17 protein-coding genes are annotated in these 19,090 nt (G+C 53.0%); 6 read left to right on the forward strand and 11 right to left on the reverse strand.

All coding sequences use genetic code 11. The annotated features are described in order from the left end of the window. Positions 1-3,119 (reverse strand): DUF4338 domain-containing protein (locus HQL63_08905; GenBank protein ID MBF0176950.1); only part of this gene is annotated, 3,119 nt, incomplete at its 3' end. A 170-nt stretch (positions 3,120-3,289) separates the two neighbouring features. Between HQL63_08905 and HQL63_08910 the strand changes: the two genes are divergently transcribed. The 3 genes from HQL63_08910 (at position 3,290) to HQL63_08920 (ending at position 5,455) form a co-directional block, all read left to right on the forward strand. After that, positions 3,290-3,538, forward strand: a complete 249-nt coding sequence (locus HQL63_08910) for a type II toxin-antitoxin system prevent-host-death family antitoxin (protein MBF0176951.1) — start codon at positions 3,290-3,292, stop codon at positions 3,536-3,538. Beyond that, complete coding sequence (locus HQL63_08915; protein ID MBF0176952.1) at positions 3,528-3,968, forward strand: PIN domain-containing protein; 441 nt, start codon at positions 3,528-3,530, stop codon at positions 3,966-3,968. The genes HQL63_08910 and HQL63_08915 overlap by 11 nt, the downstream gene beginning before the upstream one ends. Positions 3,969-4,252: 284 nt before the next feature. Beyond that, the gene (locus HQL63_08920) at positions 4,253-5,455 is read left to right on the forward strand and encodes an IS256 family transposase (protein ID MBF0176953.1); all 1,203 of its coding nucleotides are present in this window, start codon (positions 4,253-4,255) and stop codon (positions 5,453-5,455) included. Positions 5,456-5,631: 176 nt separating this feature from the next. Here the strand turns inward: HQL63_08920 and HQL63_08925 are convergent, their stop codons facing one another. Further along, a complete protein-coding gene (locus HQL63_08925; protein MBF0176954.1) occupies positions 5,632-5,856 on the reverse strand; it encodes a hypothetical protein in 225 nt (74 codons plus the stop codon). Positions 5,857-5,890: 34 nt separating this feature from the next. Between HQL63_08925 and HQL63_08930 the strand changes: the two genes are divergently transcribed. Beyond that, the gene (locus HQL63_08930; GenBank protein ID MBF0176955.1) at positions 5,891-6,553 is read left to right on the forward strand and encodes a recombinase zinc beta ribbon domain-containing protein; all 663 of its coding nucleotides are present in this window, start codon (positions 5,891-5,893) and stop codon (positions 6,551-6,553) included. Then, on the forward strand, positions 6,550-6,948 hold the full coding sequence (locus HQL63_08935) for a hypothetical protein (GenBank protein MBF0176956.1): 399 nt from the start codon (positions 6,550-6,552) through the stop codon (positions 6,946-6,948). Before HQL63_08930 ends, HQL63_08935 begins: the two co-directional genes overlap by 4 nt. 42 nt (positions 6,949-6,990) lie before the next feature. On the opposite strand, the gene HQL63_08940 is transcribed toward HQL63_08935, so the two are convergent. Both HQL63_08940 and HQL63_08945 read right to left on the reverse strand, forming a co-directional pair. Continuing rightward, complete coding sequence (locus HQL63_08940; protein ID MBF0176957.1) at positions 6,991-8,025, reverse strand: hypothetical protein; 1,035 nt, start codon at positions 8,023-8,025, stop codon at positions 6,991-6,993. Further along, positions 8,009-10,201, reverse strand: coding sequence for a DUF1156 domain-containing protein (locus HQL63_08945; protein ID MBF0176958.1), 2,193 nt, complete (start codon positions 10,199-10,201; stop codon positions 8,009-8,011). Before HQL63_08945 ends, HQL63_08940 begins: the two co-directional genes overlap by 17 nt. 785 nt (positions 10,202-10,986) lie before the next feature. Here HQL63_08945 and HQL63_08950 point away from each other — a divergent pair. Continuing rightward, a complete protein-coding gene (locus HQL63_08950) occupies positions 10,987-12,009 on the forward strand; it encodes a transposase (GenBank protein MBF0176959.1) in 1,023 nt (340 codons plus the stop codon). 234 nt (positions 12,010-12,243) lie between these two features. Here HQL63_08950 and HQL63_08955 read toward each other — a convergent pair whose 3' ends face one another. The 7 genes from HQL63_08955 to HQL63_08985 form a co-directional block, all read right to left on the reverse strand. Then, a complete protein-coding gene (locus HQL63_08955; GenBank protein MBF0176960.1) occupies positions 12,244-13,314 on the reverse strand; it encodes a pyridoxal phosphate-dependent aminotransferase in 1,071 nt (356 codons plus the stop codon). A gap of 82 nt (positions 13,315-13,396) precedes the next feature. After that, positions 13,397-14,599, reverse strand: coding sequence for a hypothetical protein (locus HQL63_08960; GenBank protein ID MBF0176961.1), 1,203 nt, complete (start codon positions 14,597-14,599; stop codon positions 13,397-13,399). A gap of 8 nt (positions 14,600-14,607) precedes the next feature. Next, the gene (locus HQL63_08965; GenBank protein MBF0176962.1) at positions 14,608-15,369 is read right to left on the reverse strand and encodes a hypothetical protein; all 762 of its coding nucleotides are present in this window, start codon (positions 15,367-15,369) and stop codon (positions 14,608-14,610) included. Between the two features lie 741 nt (positions 15,370-16,110). Next, complete coding sequence (locus tag HQL63_08970; GenBank protein MBF0176963.1) at positions 16,111-17,328, reverse strand: hypothetical protein; 1,218 nt, start codon at positions 17,326-17,328, stop codon at positions 16,111-16,113. A 47-nt stretch (positions 17,329-17,375) separates the two neighbouring features. Further along, positions 17,376-17,951, reverse strand: coding sequence for a hypothetical protein (locus HQL63_08975; protein ID MBF0176964.1), 576 nt, complete (start codon positions 17,949-17,951; stop codon positions 17,376-17,378). Between the two features lie 6 nt (positions 17,952-17,957). Further along, positions 17,958-18,824, reverse strand: a complete 867-nt coding sequence (locus HQL63_08980) for an alpha/beta hydrolase (GenBank protein ID MBF0176965.1) — start codon at positions 18,822-18,824, stop codon at positions 17,958-17,960. Positions 18,825-18,838: 14 nt separating this feature from the next. Then, the gene (locus HQL63_08985; protein ID MBF0176966.1) at positions 18,839-19,090 is read right to left on the reverse strand and encodes an acyl carrier protein; all 252 of its coding nucleotides are present in this window, start codon (positions 19,088-19,090) and stop codon (positions 18,839-18,841) included.

Consider the following 19,090-nt stretch of genomic DNA (forward strand, 5'->3'; position numbering starts at 1 on the left):
ATTCGAGTTTGGTAGGGCTGTGTGACCGCGATCAACCAAGAAGGGACACTACCCAGTAACGCATCCCACACCGGATGACTATGGCCAGACGGGTCGGTCTCATGGAGTTTTTCAGTCACCATAAATCGCGGGTCGGAAGAGAAGAGAACTTCGGAGTATCCATATTTCAACCCCTCGCCCAGAGGGTGGGAAACATCCCACCGGTATCCAAGCACCATGCGCGCCAGGATGATCCAGAGTTCCCTCATGGTGGTGCGGACGCCGACCTCTACCAACCGGTCGAATACGTTCAAGACACGTTTTCGCACCCGTTCATCCCGCAATTTTTCAAGATGGCGTTTGGGCAAGGGCACCGATTCCGCCGTGATTTGCTCAAGAGTCGGATCGGAGAGGATGCGATTCAGCATCTGGCCGGAAATTCCCTGACTCAAGTCGGAGAGGATGCGATTCAGCATCTGGCCGGAAATTCCCTGACTCAAGGGGTTCCTCAGGCTTAAATCGATCACCAGCAATCCGTTCCGCGCTTTTTCCGCATCTGACGATTCCCCGTAGACCAATCGGTTCCGGCATTGCCGGTCAAGTTCTTCCGCCAGACTCGGCAAGGTCTCCCTGGCATCACTGCGAAGGAGATGAAGGGGATATTCGTTGATGGCAATGCAGAAAGGTTTTTTCGCGGAAACAGCTTCGCGCCAGCGGTCACGCACGGGTGCGATGCTGCCTTTGCGCATGGTAGCCGTGGCATCCTCGATGACCACTGCGCCCTGTTGGCGTAGTTCGGAAGCAAGCCTGCGCAATACGTGGGTCTTGCCATCTCCGGCGTTTCCAGTCAGGAACAGACTGACACCCTGACGGACTTGCTCAGCAATGAAATCCTCCACCGCCAATTGCACATGAAGGCGGTCGAATTCGGGTTCAGACAGAGAATCGGAGGTGATCTTTGGCCCCGCCTCGGCGAGTTGACGCCAGAAGGACACCGACATCCCCGGTGTTCCGGGATGCGCCGAAGATTCTGGCGATGGGGGAGAGGGAGGCATGGCGGCAGTGTTCTCCTGGTCCTCCAGGGTGGGGAGCCGATCACTCAACTTCCAGGAACCTGACATCATCAAAGCGGTCATGCTTGGCACATGACGCAACCTTGGCGCAAGCCAACGGGTAACCCAATAATTCACAACACGCTCACCAGCCCGCCTGAAATCCTGTGGCCTCGCCAGGTAGTCGGGAAGTTCGACCGGGCGGTTGTTGAGGAAGTCCACAGCCTGGGGGGCAAGCGCGGTCACATAAATCAAACGTTGCCGATTGTGCCGCATCAAGGCGTCCGGTGGAAAGCCCAATTCGCGCAATCCGGCCACAAGAAGACGCAACTTTGGGCTTGGACCCTCGCCAAAAATGCTGTTGACGTCCTTGAATTTTTTTTGATGACGGAGGAATTCTTCCACCGCATTCCTGGTTTCGCTCAAAAACTGAAGCGTGCCAAACCCGGCGGTCAGCCCCAGTCGGCGAAAACGCAATTCTGGTTGTTGCTCACTGATGGTTCCCGCCGGGAGTCTGACACGTTCATACTGACTGCTGCCTTGGGCGTAGAGACTGGTCGTGCCGAGATAGACCAGGGGATTGTCGCGATAAACCTCCGCGTTCTTAATCTGGGAGGAGATGATGGAAGCTCCCGAGTACTGGCGGCGGTAGTCATCGCCTATCTGGGGCGAATACAGGAGCAAAGCGGCCAGTTTGCCGCCAAGAATGTGATTGTACGGGGGAATGGCTCCGCAGGTGCTGATCTCCAGCATATTGACGCCCGCATACCGGCTCTTGATGGCGTCGAGCACCGTTTGCAGGGCAAGCCTCACCTCTTCGCGAGCCAATACGGCAAGAAAACGTTCGGGGTTTTGCAGATTATCTCGATGGGTGAGCAGGGTAAGACGGGCATGGAGCAGGTCGGCCAGCAGGGCCGCCCGCTTGCGGGCCACCAAATGCCGACGCGCTTTCTGCATAGTGGGACTCTTGAAGGGTTTGGCCTCCAGATTCAGCACCTCGTCGTCTACCGGCGGGTGATCGCTGCCAAGCTCCAACGCTTCCCCGTCTTCGACCAGAAGCAGGGGCCCATCGTTGCCGGATCGCAACCGAGCCAATTCCTTCAGAGTCTCGTCGCGCAAGAGGTCGAATTCTTTTGCCTTGCGCCTCAAAAGGGAAATCAACGCTGGTTTGGGATGGGTGATTTCTTCGGGTGATGCTAACCCTTCCGCATGAACGTCTTCTATCGCGGCGGCGAGTTGTGTTTCCATCCACTCGTATTCTGCGGTCAATCTCCCCTCACGGGCGGATTTTCCAAATCGTTCCGAGAGTGCTTCCAGGTTCCAGCACAGGTCTTTTTCCCGTTCCACGCCCATTTGCAGGGCAGTGTTGGTCAGACCGATGATTCCCATCACCGCATGATTGGGATGGGCGGCGTCTCGCACGAGGTAGAGCAGTTGCCGACCGGGTGTGGAAAATTGTGGGATGGCCCAGGTATGGCGGAAATATCGCCAGATTTCCCGCAAAAAATGCCCCGTATGCTCGTCAACCCCTTCCGACGTGACCAATTGCAAATAGGGACGAATGACGGTGCTAAGGGACGAATCCCGATCTTCGCCTTGGCGTGCCTGAGCACCGAGCAAGCGGGCATGCAATTCCGCGCCCTCAGCGATCAATCCGGTGATGGATTTTTTGCCGGTCTTGGGTGTTGGAGCCTCCATGCGCTGGATAAAAGCACGTACAGCGGGATCGCGAAGCTGGGCCTCGACCGCCGGGCGAAAGACTTCCTTTGTCTTTTTCTTTTCTTCAAGGATTTCTTCAGGGTTGAGGCCATGTCGTCGCGATGGGACGGAATACAATTCAATGCCGTAGCCATCTTCACGGATCTTCCATCCCAGCCTTTCCAGGTCCAGGAGGACACGAACCGCCGCCATGAAGGCGTAACGATCCTCTCCGACCATGGGGTGACTGGTGGCCCAACGAAGCTCCGCCGAGAGCAACGCCTCCCGATCCTGTTCCGTGGTGAGTGGGGCGCGGGCCAGGGTACGCGCCATGGCAAGGTAACGTTCGGCGGCGACACCCGTCAATTTTGGTTGAACGGAAACGATCATCTGACCCTGCAAATCACAATGCGAAGCTGATGGTGGATTGATCCAACCCTGGCCCTTCGAAAGGGGGGCTCCCGCGCAATCCTTGCCCGTGTTGCCGGAAAATGATGCACATCCCTACGAAGGTAGGATATTCTACAAGAAAGCCACCCCATTGACCAGTCGGTGCAGACATGGAACAACGAATCAGCTTGCGTGAGGCCAACCAGCATTTAGCCCGTTACATCAAGGCGGTTGAAGCTGGAGAGGAGGTCATCATCACCCGGCGCGGACAACCCATCGCCCGTCTGATGCCTCTGCCCCGTGAACGAGTGTTGAGCGAAGAGCAGCAGGTGGCCCGCGAACGCACCCGGATGAGGATGCAACAGGGCTATGCCCTGGGAGGGGAACCAATTTCCCGGGATGAACTCCATGAACGGTGAGCGGTACACCCTCGACACCAACATCCTTCTCTATGCCCTGGACCGCGAGGCAGACAAAAAGCACACCATCGCTTCAGCGTTGCTGGATCAAGCGGTCGCGGAGAACTGCGTGTTGATGCTCCAGTCTCTGGGCGAATTTTTCCGGGCAGCGACCGCCAAAGGCAAAATGCCTGTTGCGGAAGCCTCCGATCAGGTGCGGGACTGGCTGACTTTGTTTCAGGTTCAATCCGCCGGACCACCCACAATTACCAAGGCACTCCGTGCAGTGCAAGACCATGGCATTTCTTTCTGGGACGCCATGCTGTGGTCCTGCGCCAAGGAAGCTGGTTGTGCCATGGTGGTCAGCGAGGATTTCCAGCACGGGCGAGTGCTGGAGGGAGTCAGGTTTCATAACCCGTTTTTAGACGCTTCTGGTTCAGATGAAAAATAGCTTCTGAAATAGGTGGGGAGGAATTTTGCATGAACCTGCCGCGACGATATGCCGCCGACGATATCCGTGAGTTGGTTGATTTCCTTGCCAAAGACCCCGAACGAACTCCTGTGGCCTTGGCCGAGTAGTGTCCCAGGGAGTGGTGTAAATTTCGGAGCCAGCCGGGGGGCGGCGCAGCGCTCCTACGGATAGCTGGCGGAGCCGACCCCCGGCGGGATGGCGGTCACGGTGGTTCTTTCCTAGAGTGAAGTTGGCCACATCAACTCAAAGGAGAGGAGATCACCATGACCCCCGAGGACAGGATGACATTGTTGACCTTGGCGGAGAAGTCCGGAGAACCGAGCTTCTTGCGCGATCTGGGAGAATTCGTGCTTCAGAAGCTGATGGAGATCGAGGCGGAGGAGCGTTGCGGCGCTGGCCGCTATGATCGTTCGGACGAAAGGAGCAACTATCGGAACGGGTATCGGGATCGTCTCCTGGAAACCCGGCTGGGAACCATGGAGTTGAAGGTCCCGAAGTTGCGCAAGGGCAGCTACTATCCGTCCTTCCTTGAGCCCCGCAAGACGACGGAAAAGGCATTGGTGGCCGTGGTGCAGGAAGCCTATGTTCAAGGCGTATCCACCCGGCGGGTTGACGAACTGGTCCAGGCCATGGGTATGAGCGGCATCTCCAAGAGCCAGGTTTCCAGGCTGTGCGCCGAGATCGATGAGCGCGTCCGATCCTTCCTGGACAGGCCCCTGGCGGGAGAATGGCCTTTCCTCTGGCTGGACGCCACTTGGCTCAAGGTGCGACGGGCGGGGCGCATCATCTCCGTGGCCGCAACCATCGCCGTAGCCGTGAACAGTCAGGGACAGCGAGAAATCATCGGTCTCAAGGTCGGTCTGTCCGAGGCGGAACTTTTCTGGACCGACTTCCTGCGCAGTCTGGTAGGCAGGGGGCTGACAGGTGTTCGGCTGGTCGTCTCCGATGCCCATGGCGGCCTGAAGGCGGCTATCGGAAAGGTCCTGGGAGCCACATGGCAGCGATGCCGGGTCCACTTCATGCGCAACATCCTGGCCTGTGCTCCCAAGAGCCATGCCGACATGGTGGCCGCCGCCGTCCGCACCGCCTTCGCCCAGGAGGACATGGAGTCCGCCAGACGTCAGTGGCGCTCTGTGGCTGATTCCTTGCGGGGGAAGTTCAAGGAGGCGGCCAGGACCATGGACGAGGCCGAAGATGACGTCCTGGCCTTCATGGGCTTCCCCAGGAAACTGCGTCGCCAGATCCATTCCACCAACACCATTGAACGGCTCAACCGGGAGATCAAACGCCGCACCGACGTGGTGGGCATCTTCCCCAATGAGGAGGCCATCATCCGACTCACGGGAGCTGTCCTCATGGAGATCAACGACGACTGGACCGTCTCCAGACGCTACCTGAGCCTGGAGGCCATCAAGGAATCCATGAACGAAAACGGTGACGCAATGACCATGCTTGAAGCTGCTTGATCAGACAAAGGAGAGACCACCGAATTTCCACCACTTGACGGGACATGATCCTTGGCCGGGATGAGGGAACTGGTTGCCATATTGAAACACTTCGAGAACATGACAGACCAGGACATTGAAGCGATGGTTAGGAGACACTGGAGTGACTCCTGATTCCAAATATATTCATTTACTTCTTATACATAGAACACCGGTACATCCGCGCTCCCCTGGCTTCTGAAGGCCCGCCCGTCGCGCACCGTCACTTGGTCCCCCACTGCCAGCCCCGCCTCGGCAGGCACCTCCACCACCCCCTGGGCCGTGGCTACGCGGACCATTCCACCGTTGAGGGCCACCACCCTCCCGGTCACGGCCCGCCGACCGGCCAGCAGACGTTGCAGGTCAATCAGCGGCTGGGACACCCTGCTGGTCAAGGAGTTGGCCGAAGCCGGGGCGGTGGGCAAGAACGGCAAACCCATGGACAAGGGCTACCTCTACCGCATCCTGGCCAACCGCCTCTACCTGGGGGAAATCGTCCTGGGAGCCGAGGTCTTTCCCGGAGAGCACCAAGCGATCATCGACCGGGAGACCTGGGAGGGCGTCCGCGAAACCCTCGCCTCCAACACCCCCCGCCGGAACGACAACCGGGTGCAGTCCCCGGCCCTGCTCAAGGGGATCGTCCGTTGCCGCCACTGCGACCGGGCCATGAGCCCCACCTTCACCCGCAAAGCGGGCCGGATGTACCGCTATTACACCTGCCAGAACGCCTGCAAGAACGGCCACGACGCCTGTCCCCAGCGCACCGTGGCCGCCGGAGAGATCGAGGCGGTGGTGATCGGGCAGGTGCGCACCATGCTGCGGTCGCCGGAGATGGTGGTGAAGACCTGGCAGGCCAACGAGGAGGTTTCCGAACGGGACGTGGCCGAGGCCCTGCGGCGGCTCGACCCGGTGTGGGAGGAACTCTTCCCGGTGGAGCAACAGCGGCTGGTACACCTGCTCATCGCCCGGGTGGAGGTGGAAAAGGGCGGGGTGAAGGTGCATCTGCGCGCCGAGGGACTCGATACTCTGGCCCGTGAACTGAACGATCTCTGGAACCAGAAAGAGGAGGTGGCGGCATGAAAGCGGAATTGAGCCGGGACGGCAAGGAGATCATCGTCACCATCCCCGTTTGTCTGAAACGGCGGGGTGGGCGCAAGCTGATCATCGCCCCGGAGGGAGCCGGAATGCCCACGCCCCGGGACGACACCCTGGCCAGGCTGGTGGCCAAGGCCCACAAGTGGTTGCGCCTGCTGGAAGGCGGCAAGGTTCCCTCCATCAGTGCGTTGGCGGAACAGGAGAAGTTTGACCTTTCCTATGCGTCCAGGGTGTTGAGCTTGACCCTGCTTGCGCCGGATATTATCGAAGCCATCCTGGATGACCGCCAGCCTGATGTCATGACGTGGCGCGAACTGAGAAAGCCGTTTCCCATGATATGGGAGGAGCAACGTGAAAAGTGGGGCATAAAAAATCCATAATCCCGTGAGCAGGCAAGGCACCATTCTCGTTTGCGCAACTGATTATCTCGTTCGAAACTCCGCGAGCCGGGAACAATCGACCAGACGGTCGAGGTTCTGGAGAGTAAAAACCTTGCCATGGGTAGCCAGGAGCAGCTTTTTCATGTCCTCCCGCCGCACCTTGAATCCCCTGCCAGCCACACAGGCAATGACCTCGAACCTGGGTGGCTGGTCCTGGTTTCTTCCTTGCATGGACAAAGCACCCAGATGTTGGACACGGGTCACCTTATCCCGTGCCGTGCCGTCGTCCTCGGTGATCTTGGCCTCGATAACCACCAGGGGATTGAACTCGTCGGGTATGATGAAATCTGGGGCTTGGTCGAAGCCGATCATGCGTTCGGCTCGCTTGGTCTTGCGGAACCCGACCCCGGCGCGGACCAAAGCCCCCTCGATAGCACTTTCCAACACATCGCCCACCAGTTCACTTACCGAGTCCCGGTGCCCTGCGAATGGCCGCCCCAGGAAGCGTTCGTAGAGCAGCATGGCGTAGGGCACCCCCATGTCGGCGAGAGGCTGAATGCTGGCCAAGCCGTTCCGGGTGTCTGCCTGTTCCAGGCGGTGCATGGTGCCCTCCACCACCGAAGGGGCACCTTCCCTGAGCAGAAGGCATGCCGTTTCGACCAGAGCACGCAACCGCTGACTGGTTAAGCTGTTGCCCAATTTCAGGGCGGTAAGCGGTTCCATCCTGATCTTGCGGTCCAGGGTACGAATCGCCCCTTGGCTCACGTCAATACCCGTCCGTTGGATGGCCACATAGGCCCACTCCGGCGGCGTAAATCCCAGTATGGCCCGCAACACGATGAAGGAGACAGGAGTCTGCTGGACCACTTCAAGCAGAATCTCAGGAGATATCTGGCGGAACCCTCCTGTGGCGCGCTTGATGGCCTCGTAGCCCTGGGCAAACGCGGGATAATCGATGAATCCTGGCCCTTTCGGCAATGTCAGGAACTCGGATTGCAGACTGCCGAACACCGCATCGACGTAGATGTCCAGATCTGACTGGATTTCCGCGAAGGGTACCTCAAAGGGGAACGGCATGGGTTTCCCTCCAGGCAAACAGTCCTGCCGTCGGTTCCTCTTCGCAAACGGGTGCAGCGATGCCAGCAACAATCCGTTTAATGGCTTCCTGGCTATCCCCGAAACCATTCACTGTTTGGGCCAGGATCGCTAGCCTCTCCGGCGTCGTCAGGTTGGGATTCCATGTGTGCCGCAACCGCCAGATGGCCATACGGGTAAGATGACCAAATACGATGCAACGGACATCCCCGGCGGATGGCTTCAGTCCCGCTTTGCGTAGCTGAATCAACTCCCTGATCACAATGGGCAGAAGAACGTCAATCTCACCGAACAGGAGCGTTGCGTTGGTTTGGCCATTGGCCCGGCAAACAAACACCGTATCGACGATGGACGAGCCAGTTCCGTGGATGTGGATCGATCCCCCCATTTCAGCCGGACATGGCAGGGATGCGGTGCAGGTCAATCCAGCGTCCAGGATGGCAACCCCCACCGCGTGGTAGGCCTCGATCCGGTTGTGATGGTAAGTGAAGGCCAGAGGCGCACCAGGTTTCAACGCCTGTGCCATGCGCCGGTAAACTGCGGACAGCCCTTCGGTGAAATACTCAAACCCTCGTCCCTGGGAAACATTGCCGGTCAGTTCCTGCGGTGATAGCGCCGTCTTCTGGTCGAACCCCACACATCCGCTGTCGGCCAACTGCCGCAGCCAAGCATGGCAGAAATCCATCAGTTCCCCATACTGGACATTGCCGAAGTAAGGCGGATCGGTGAGTACTGCGTCCAGAGTGGCGGTGGGTAGCGTCATATCTGTCGAGGATGCACGGTGGAGTTCCACCCTGCGTGGGCGAGCACCGTTGTTGCGCTCGCCTATCCACTCTCCCTGGATCGGGATGGTGGTCTTGCGTCCGTTCCTGTGGTCCACCTCGAAGGGTGCGCTGCAATAACGTTTGGCCTTCAGGAATTTCTCCACGATGTTTGCCCACCCTCCTGAGCCCACGTTCACACCGTGGCCGTTGAGGGTGCCGAGCAGATTGGATTCGCACTGCACCAGACCCACCGGAAAACCGTGGACAGAGAAAATATCCAATGACTTTAATGCCATTGTGTCGTATCGGCACAACATGTTCTGGTAACGGAGCAGATCGGAGAGGTTGGTTGCCAGGGCGCGTCGTACCCGTTCGTCGGCGATTCCGGCAATGAGGCGGCAGCTCAGTTCCAAGCCCAGGAGTTGGCGCTCGTTGAACATGTCCCGATAGCGTCCGTACCCCCACCGGTGCAAGCGACCAGTTTCGTCTCCAGCGGGAATGATATCCTCGGGAACAAATCTGGGGGTTGTCTCCTGCCAACGGGATGTGGCCAGCTTGGCTTTCTCCAGATCCTTGGCGTCCGGCTTTTTGAAGAAACGTCCCCGGTGGCGTTCTTTTTGGTGGGGATTGTGGTATTCAATGGCGAAAAGCCGATGTCCGGGTGGTTCCGCTCCCGGTCTGGGGTAGCTGTTGGCATGACCGCAATGAGGGCAGGAACACTGACCGCGTTTGGCAGGCCCGACGTTGCGCAGTCCGCTTCCGCACCCACCGCATCTTCCGGGGTTTCGGAGGTCTACCACCTCGTTCAAGTCGCCGCAACCAGGGCAGACCAAAACATTGCGAGGGTGTCGCTTGTTCTCGGCCAGCAGGTAGCCGGGGAACAGGTCGAAGGTGCCGCCACACCGTTCGCAGTCAAGAACCTTGACCCAGAGGAAGTACTTCACGGGTACATCGCGCTCTCCGTACAAAGGACAGTCGGTGTTGTACAGTCCCCCAACCTCGCGTTCCAAATCGGCCATCAGACCATCGGCGGCAATTCGGTAAGCGGCAAGGTCGAGATGCTCAATCTCTTCCCGGACAATCCAAAAGGACATGGGGTTGATGTCGCAACCGATCACGTCACAGCCGACGCGGTTGGCCTCGATCAATGGCGTACCGCCTCCCATGAAGGGGTCAGCTACGGTCTTTCCTGAAAAATCGTTGGCACGGAAGAACGTCTCTGCCAGAGGGCGATCCCCAAACTCTGCCAGCAACAACCCCCGGAATAGCGTGCCAGGACGGCGGGCAAACCACTTATGCACGGCGATGATCGGTCGGTAGTTTTGCTGAATCTGCTTCTCTTTCAATGCCAGGGAAGCGATCAAGGAGATATCGAAGGTCGATTCGATGGTCATTGAAAAGGGTGTCTCCAAGAGTTGATCTGGTCTTCCGAAGATGATCTCGGACCCAAGTTTACCTCCTTTTCCGTTTTCAAGCCAACCATCCTGCGCATCAAACGGGTCAACAGGCTGTTGACCAGCGAGATTCCTTCGTTATTCGATAGTTAAGGCGGGTCAACAGCTACTGGACCCGCAGGGGGCGGGTCAACAGGTTTTGGAGAATACTGGCCGAGAGAGAAGAGACGGGCGGATTCCGACTCCGACGGGTCCGACACCGAACCAAGTTCCTTCTCGAACCACCCGTGCTAACCATTGGAAACATTGGGGTTTTTAAACGCCGAAAGACCGCCGGGGTGGGCGGTCTTTCGGAAGAGAAAACCCTGCAAATTCAAAATGGTGGAGCGAACCATCCCCGGATCGTGAATTCTTTGAAATTTTTATGTGGTTCAATAGAGAAGGTTTACCCGATTCTCGACCAGGCGAGCGAGACCGCAAGGCGGGGCAACTGATTGGGGAAGAAAGAGAATCAGGAAAGTGGGGAGGAATTCTCCGATCCCATCTCTGGAAGCGGATCGGAGTCAGGGTGGCAACCGTTCCGGGCTGGATCTGGTTGGAGGGCTATCCCCGGCGATTTCACCCCGACCTCGCCGGGGAGGAGGGACTGACCGAAGGCCCCGAATTGGGGGGTGCGGAAGGCTACCCTCCCGCCCACCCTTTCTGAGAGCCGTGCCGAAATCTAGGATCCACCATCTGCATGGCTTTTGGCCATTTTTCAAAACGGCGCGAGGACAGTTTCAGCAATGGCGAGTTCGTTCGTGTTCCTCCTGTGGACCATGATGGCCCACTTCTTCAGTCCCCGGCACAACGCCGAGATCCGGTTCCTCAAGGCCCAGATCCGCATCCTTCAGGCGCGGGTGACGACCAACCGGATCGCTCCGACGCCGGAGGAAAAATCAGAACTTCTCCGCATCGGTGCCGAATGCGACCACAATGTGGCCGACCTGATGGAGATCGTCAAGCCCGCCACCTACCGGCGTTGGGTCAGCCAGTCCACCAAGGATCAGCCCATCAAGCCGCTCGGACGCCCCCGGCCGACCCAGGAACTGCGGGACGCCGCCATACTCATGGCCAAGGAAAACATCCTCTGGGGCTACCGACGCATTGCCGGAGAACTCAAGAGGCTGGGGCGGTATGCCGGAGCCACCACGGTCAAGCGGATTTTTCGGGAAGCCAACATCCACCCAACCCCCGAGAAGGAGAAGAAGAAACCGCCCCTGCCTTGGCTGACTTTCCTCAAGGCCCACCTGGAATCCGTCGTGGCCTGCGATTTCTTTACCAAGGACGTCTTCACCCCCATGGGCAAGATGACGGCCTACGCCATGGTCTTCATCCACCTGGGCAGCAGGCGGGTCCATTGCAGCGCGCCGACCTATTCCCCCGACAGCGCCTGGGTGACCCAGCAAGCCCGCAACGCCCTGATGTGGTGCGACGAGCAAGGCGTCAGGCCCCGATTTCTGATCCGCGACGCCGACACCAAATTCTCTGGCCCCTTCAACGAGGTCTGGAAATCAGAAGGGGGCCGGGTTATCCAGATTCCCAATGGGGCACCCCAAGCCAACGCATACTGCGAGTCCTTCATCGGCACCCTGAAGCGGGAGTGCCTGGATTTCTTCGTCTGCTTCAGCAATTCCCAGCTCGCCTACATTTTGAAGACCTGGGTTCGTCATTATAACACCGAGCGACCGCATTCCGGCGAAGGGATCGGGAACAACGTCCTTTGTCCAGACTTCCGGCCCCATGTGTCCGGGCCAATCCGATGTTGAGAAGCACTTGGGGGGATCGTCCGATCCTACTACAGACAGGCGGCATAAGGCCTTCCCAGATCATGGTTGGTCGGCTACTCTTTCCCTCAAATCGTATGCTGAACAAGGCTTCCTACATTTTGGCACACTCCATTAATTTCTCCCTACCCATGTGAAACAGCGAGGAACCTCTAAGATCGGAGGCATTATCGCGGTCGGATGGAGTATATGGTAGGGGCAACTAACAATATAATCTTAGCATCCCTTATAGTGAAGCAATCGATCGATTGCTTCACTCAAAACATCTGGATCGCAAGCCACATTTATCCGGCCAAAGCCTTCCCACTCTGATCCGTATCCCGAACCATCGTCCAACGAAACTTTGGCTCGCCGCAAGGCATTGAAGCATGATCGATATGGTGGGAAACCCAGTTCCCTCAAATTCACCCAAATAAAAGGTGTCGAACCAAAGCAATAAAAAGAGTCAGAACTTAATACATTTGCAAACCGTTTCTTCGCAACCAACATGTTCTCGCGAATAGCAACCCGAGCTTCTGCCAGCCAATCCAACCCACTTGTGAGACAGGCGGATGCAACACACTCAAATAAAGCAGTTGGAGGACAAACACGAGGATGCGAAAAATCGCGAAATATATCACCAGTCTTGTAATTCGAAAAAGCAAGCCAAGCACCACGTATAGAAGAAACTGCCCATGACTTAGTCACCGATTCTGCAAGAACTACATCATTAGAATTCTCAAAGATACTCTTCAAAAAATCCATCTCACTTAAGTCTAGAAGCGGTCTGTATATACAATCAATAACAATTTTCATGCCCGCACGAGTTGCTAGACTAGCTAAATCAATAGCTTCTTGTTTGCTGAAAATTGATCCAGTGGGCACATGTGGAAACGTCATCAGCACCGCTCCTTGCGTCCCATCGCACGCCGCTTCAACTGCATCAACATCAATTGACACACCATCGGCGGTACAGCACAAGTTAACAACTTCAGGCACTCCACCGCCAGAAACAATGGCGTTACACAGACCTGGGTATGCCGGACCAAGAACGATTATCTTTTTTTTGCTACGGTCAAGAAGTCGAACTATCTCGCTTATAGCAAATAGCAGCCCACCAACGAACTGCAGATTTGCTATATCAAAATTAATGCCTATTTCTTGGTATTGCTTCTGCAGAATCTCACGTAGTTTTGTCCTCTCATTGCCTGGAAAATATCCAAGATCGCTAGATCTGGCTTTCTGTGCAATTGCGTTTACAATGTGCTCCGAGACTCTGCAGTCAAATTCTGCAACATCAAGGGGCAAAACGTCTTTCCCAAAACGCGACCATTTAAGACTACTTCGCTTTCGGCAATCAGTTTCCGATAGCCAGTTAAACTGTGAAGGTTTAGAAGGCATTTGTCTGCAAGGGAAATACCCACTCCTCATTAATTTTTGGTACCTGTACATTACCAGCGACACGTTTAACTTGAAACAAAGCTTCAAACGAGACCACATTTCTGGAAAAACCAGCAAATTTTCCTCTTACGGTACGGAAATTTTCAGCGGCTTGTGGAAGGTCACTAAATGCTAGTGCTGCTCCCAAGACACCAGAAGTGTGCAACCCATGCACCATAATCACCGAAGCACTTGGATCGAAGGGGTTCGGAAAGCGTGCAAAATATCCATAGTCGATTAATAACAATCCATCATGATATTCAGGTCTAATAACTTGGATGGAATCACCACTTTCAAGATTCAACGATTCTCCATCTTCCGCATACTTGATCGCGCTCCTTATAGTTCGATTAAATTCCCGACAAATTGGGTTTCCAGGTAAAACATCATCAATCCCAGGGCCACCAATTACAACAAGGTTATCCCTCAATAACTGTTTACCTGGAAACTCGTCTGAAGTGTATTTATGGACGCGAGAGCTATAGTTTCGCGATAGAAACACCATTAGCTCAAGAACAGTATCTTTATCGCTAAACTGCTCAAGATAAACATGATTTCTGTGGTTTGGGTTTGATGAGTATAAATTATCTGTAGATTTCGATGCTACAATATGAATTGCGCCTGTCTCCTGAGGAAACCAAATTAGATTTCTATCCATTGGGCTAATTCTCTGCCCTGCAAGGACTTCATGCACCTTTTCTACCAATCGATAAGGCAGCGTTACCGACAGATTAGCATCATCCTCATAATAGAGCGGATCATCATAAAAATCGGTGTTTCTTATGCTTTCCACTCTCTCTCTTCTTATCGTAATAATATGAGGTATTTTTGCGGCTTCACAATACCCTGCTTGGTACAGCTCAACAGCTGAGTCGCCAGCGCTAATATCTAAAATCAACAATGATGATGCATTCAATGCAGACACCACATTCCTGGCTGTAATTTTACTTTGTGAAGTTTGTTGTGCAACTAGCTCAACTTCTAAGTGTACGCCTTCTTCTGTAAGCATAGCTGATGCAGCCGCTGCCGCTTTAGTCACCGATGCACTAAAAATCGATGCAGCTTCAGTGTTTCCACGGTAACAAGTGCCAATGGCAACTAACACTCTGACAGTTTTCTTGCCCGAAGCCTGTTTATTGGGTTTAGGTGACATATCAATACTCAATTCTTATCAATCATTTTCATGCGACGAAGAAATAGTTTTTGAATGATTTCAGTTGGAGGTGAAACCGAAAACAAAACCGACCCTGCTCCAAGCGACAATCCTAAAGACGGATCCACAATTCCTGCAATCAATGACGCTGTTGACAGAGCAACCAAACTTACTCGCTCAGCAAGAGCAATGTTACCAATGGCACTTAGACACATTCCATAGGTTAGTAAATTTGCCCCGATATTAGATAATAACTCAGGCCGCATGAGCCACAAGTCCAACTCAACCGAACGGTTTATGATAGGCAAGACCTTGATTGTAAGGTAGTCAGCTATTTCAAAGTAGATGGAAGCTTGTTCTTTGTCAGAGACCATCCTAGTTTCATTAATTATTACTTGAACTGTCCTAATTATCCCCCTCACTTTGTCTTCAGATACTACGGATATACTGCGCTCACGGTCATCTGTAGATTCAATTTTCTTTAGTTCTGACAAAAAAGTGGAATCTTTGCTTGGTTTCGTAATTTCAGATGCCCAGAGATCTATGAAATCTATACCCAACTCAATTGTGGGTTTCTTTATCTCAGTACATAAATTCAGGATAATATTTGCTGTGACAAGCTTATTGTCCAAGTTTGATCCTGCACTAGGCCCCCAAACGGTTTTAGACCAAAGCAAGAGGCCAAATTCGTCTGTTTGATGAGAACGATTTCGTGCTAGTCGCCCTAGAGTTGATATTACATGAAGCGGGTCAATTTGTATCTCGCTCATATCAATGTCCCATTTAGGAGTCTGTCTCCAAATAGTCTGGCTAGTTGGTTACAGTGGTCAGTTGACCGAAAGTAGGCCCTGCCAGTCCGGTTTCTTACTGACGAAAAGGCGGGAATTCCACCCTCAATGGAGCTATTTGGCCCCTTTCTCCCCTCTGCGGACGTACTCCACCTGCATTTTCTTGAGATTGTGCTCCACGGCGTGCAGTTCCACTCCCCATCGCAAAACTTGATCCCGCGCATCCGGAACTCGTCCGTACCCTGGGTTTCCTTCATCTGCCCGAACACTGGCTCATCTTCCGTCATCCATTCTCGATTTTATAGCATCTTTCCGCACTTGGTCAACAGCTTCCGCTCCATCCGTTCCCGATTCGTCAGATCCTGCGGAATCCTCCATCCGCCCCCGTGGTGCCACCTGTTCTTACATCGCTCGTCGATGTTTCCAATCCTTCCGGGTGGCGATCAACAGTTCACAGTCGTCTGTCCCCGCCCCGTTGTTCTCATCCGACTGAGGTGGACGGACCCCAAAGCAAGGACAGAAATCGGATCGGAATAAGCTACACCCTACCCATGGTAGAAGGCCGTTCCGGACCACCCTTTCGCGTGTCAAATTTTAAAAATGGTTTTCCCAAGACTCCATGCTCAGATGAGGAGAAGGGGGCATGGTTGCGGGAAACGGTCGTATCGTTTTGTTGGTCTCGAATCCGGGGTCCATTTTACTGCTCTTCTATCCAAACATGATTTATCGTGCTAACCTCATAGAACTATTTGCAGCAGATATTATTTTATTCAAGATATTCTGGCTGCAGATCTTATTAGCAACACAGGCTTTCACCCTATTGATCTCTTCCAGTGATGCCTCGTACAATACAGCTTGCTGGAAGTCTTCGTGTGTTCGTCGATAGGTCCAATTATCAGGGATAAGGTTGGCGGCTCCTACATATCCGTTTTTTGGTACAACAATCTTAGCTCCCGCTATTATTGCCTCAAGCATAGTATAAGGAACCAAATCATACCTTGATGTGCAGGCCACAACCCCACAACTCGCAATCCAAGGAAATACAGATTGAATCAATACATTGTGTGGAAGTCGAGGAAGACGAGTTATATGCTGCCTAAATCCACAATCAAGCTTGCTATCAATTTCGCGAAACACAGGATCTTCAATCTCACCACCTATCAAGACAACCCCGCTAATCATGCCTGATGCAATGATACCATGAACACCCTCCAAAAAGAAATCAACATCTTTAAAGTAGTCAAACCTTGAAACAGCAAAGAGTACATATCTTTCGCCATTATTTGTAGCTAATTGTTTCAGTTCATCCGGAAGTAAATCGTGTTTTATGAATGATTCATTGTTTACCACGGGCGGAAGATTAAAGATGCGCGATCTATTAATCCCAAGGAGATTTAGATGGTCAATTTGTATTTTACTTATCTCTGCGAACACTACATTACAACGGTTTGTAAGTTTTTCGAGTGCGCCACTCTGACGACACAAAAGGAAATCTGCTTTTGGGTGATCCCAATCAAATGCCATCCGTCCATTTTCTTCACCAAGAAACGCAAAAACTGAGCTGACAAAAGGCGAATGATTGGTAATTACTATAGGTATGCTTGGTTCGAAGTAATCAGCAACTGCTAAACTCTGGCAATATAAAATAGCCCTGCAATCGTTACTCGATAAAAGCCTAAATTCGCCTGAAAAAAATTTAATCAAATCATCACGTCGCATGTCAAAATTAAAAGAAACGATGGAAGCATCATAATCCATAATGCGGCACCGCTTGCATTTCGGCTGCAGTAATGTTTGATCGCGATTGTACAATAAAAAACTAACTTCAATTCCTGCCCCAGAAAGAATTTCTGAAATATGCAGAACGTGTTGGACCACTCCATAGATGAACGCAGAATTCCGTTCTATAGGAACAAACTTATTGTTGAAAACGATAACCATCCTTTTTAAAGACACCTCTTCATTCCCCCTGTCTCTCCAATCATGGTCTACGACCTTGCCCTAACAAGTCCACGCATTGATTTAAGTGGCCTCCACTTCCCGCTCCCAATAAATGTTTTTGCTGGAACATCACTTCGAACAATTTCTCCAGCAGCAATATAAGAGCCTTTTCCGATTACTATTCCTCCAACAATTTCCGCACCTTGCGCAATAACCACTCCTTCTCTGATAATTGGAGAAACTTCGTCGACCTCTCCCCACTTCAAGGTCGCGTCTTGATACTGATGAGACATTTCACCCATCATGGTCACCTTCGGTCCAATAACTGTGCGGTCAGGAATATTTCCTCCTATGATGCAGTCCGGTCCGATAAGCGCATGTCTAGCTACTCTAACGGCATCGACAAGTTGAGATCTTTGCCCAATCCTTGAACCTCTTCCAACTACAGAATGGTGTGCGAGGATCACGTCTGCTTCGAGATATGCACCTGCCTCGATGACGCAAAATGCCCCTATTATTACACCCGCTTCAATTATTGTTGACTCCTCTACTTCACCTGGAAGTGAGTAGCCAATCACTGCTGTTGGGTGAACAATTGCGCTTTCATGAATTTTAACGGACATTTTTGCCTAGCCTATCACTGGAAATTTTCCACTAAGGGAACCATGGTTTAACAACCCAATAAGCTCCTCGAACACTGATGCCTGAAAGAACTTTGTCTTTTCTTCTTTGAAATTTGCATCACCAGGTTGAGCAAAACCATGATCTGCTCCTGGGATTTCTATGAGTTTTGCTTCATTATGGTCTCCCTTAACGCGGTTTCTCGAAATTGTAATGTCTACCCCTGCATCTTTATCACCATGAAATATCCAGATATTTTTAGTCGGCAGCAAAGTTTCAAAAGCTTTGAATTCGTTAATTATCGGTCTCCCGAATGGCTTTCCCCATGAAACAAGTGTATTCTTCTGCGTTAATTCGACTATCGCGTTATCAGATAGACCGTCATAGTTCCCCTTGCTCTCTCCAGCTCTACCGCCTTCGTCCGAACCCTTAATGTACTCATGAATGTAGTCAAGGATTGGGGCAAAAAGAACACACTTATCTATCATACTCTCGTTTCTGGAACACCAAGTTGAAGCTACACCTCCGGAGAATGATTGAGCAAGAACTGAAATTTTAGATATTTTATTGATCGACTCGCTAGCTATTCTTACTGCGGCATCAATATCGTTGTACAATCCCGCCAACGTTAATTCGGATAGTGGGCGACTTGAGTCAAAACCATGACAACGCCAGTCGAAACGAAATGACGCTATTGAATTCTCACGTAGTTGACTTGCAAGCCTAGTATAAAATCCTAAGTATTCGTCCCTGGTAACGTTAATGCCTGGCACCATAACAAGCAATTGATCAAATACTCCCCCCTGTGGAATTTCGAGCGTTCCCTCAAGCTCAACACCATCAAAACTGGTAAATCGTAAATCTCTAACGGTCATCATAGTCCCCCTGTTCAATTACGAATGTTTCTTTTGTCAGACATTTTTTCTAGCAGCAACCCGTGGAGGGCCTCTAGAGAATCACACCTTACCATTTCTAAGTCGGATATTTCGACGGAAAACACTTCTTCAATCTTCTCAACTATTTCAATCGTTGCCAAACTGTCCCAGCCTGGAGTACGGTAGACTGCAATCTGGATATCATTTTCACAATTTTGTTTTATTCCGAGCACGTCTAGTATAATTATCCTTATTTTGCTTTTCAT

This window comes from Magnetococcales bacterium, assembly GCA_015231175.1.
Classification (GTDB): domain Bacteria; phylum Pseudomonadota; class Magnetococcia; order Magnetococcales; family DC0425bin3; genus HA3dbin3.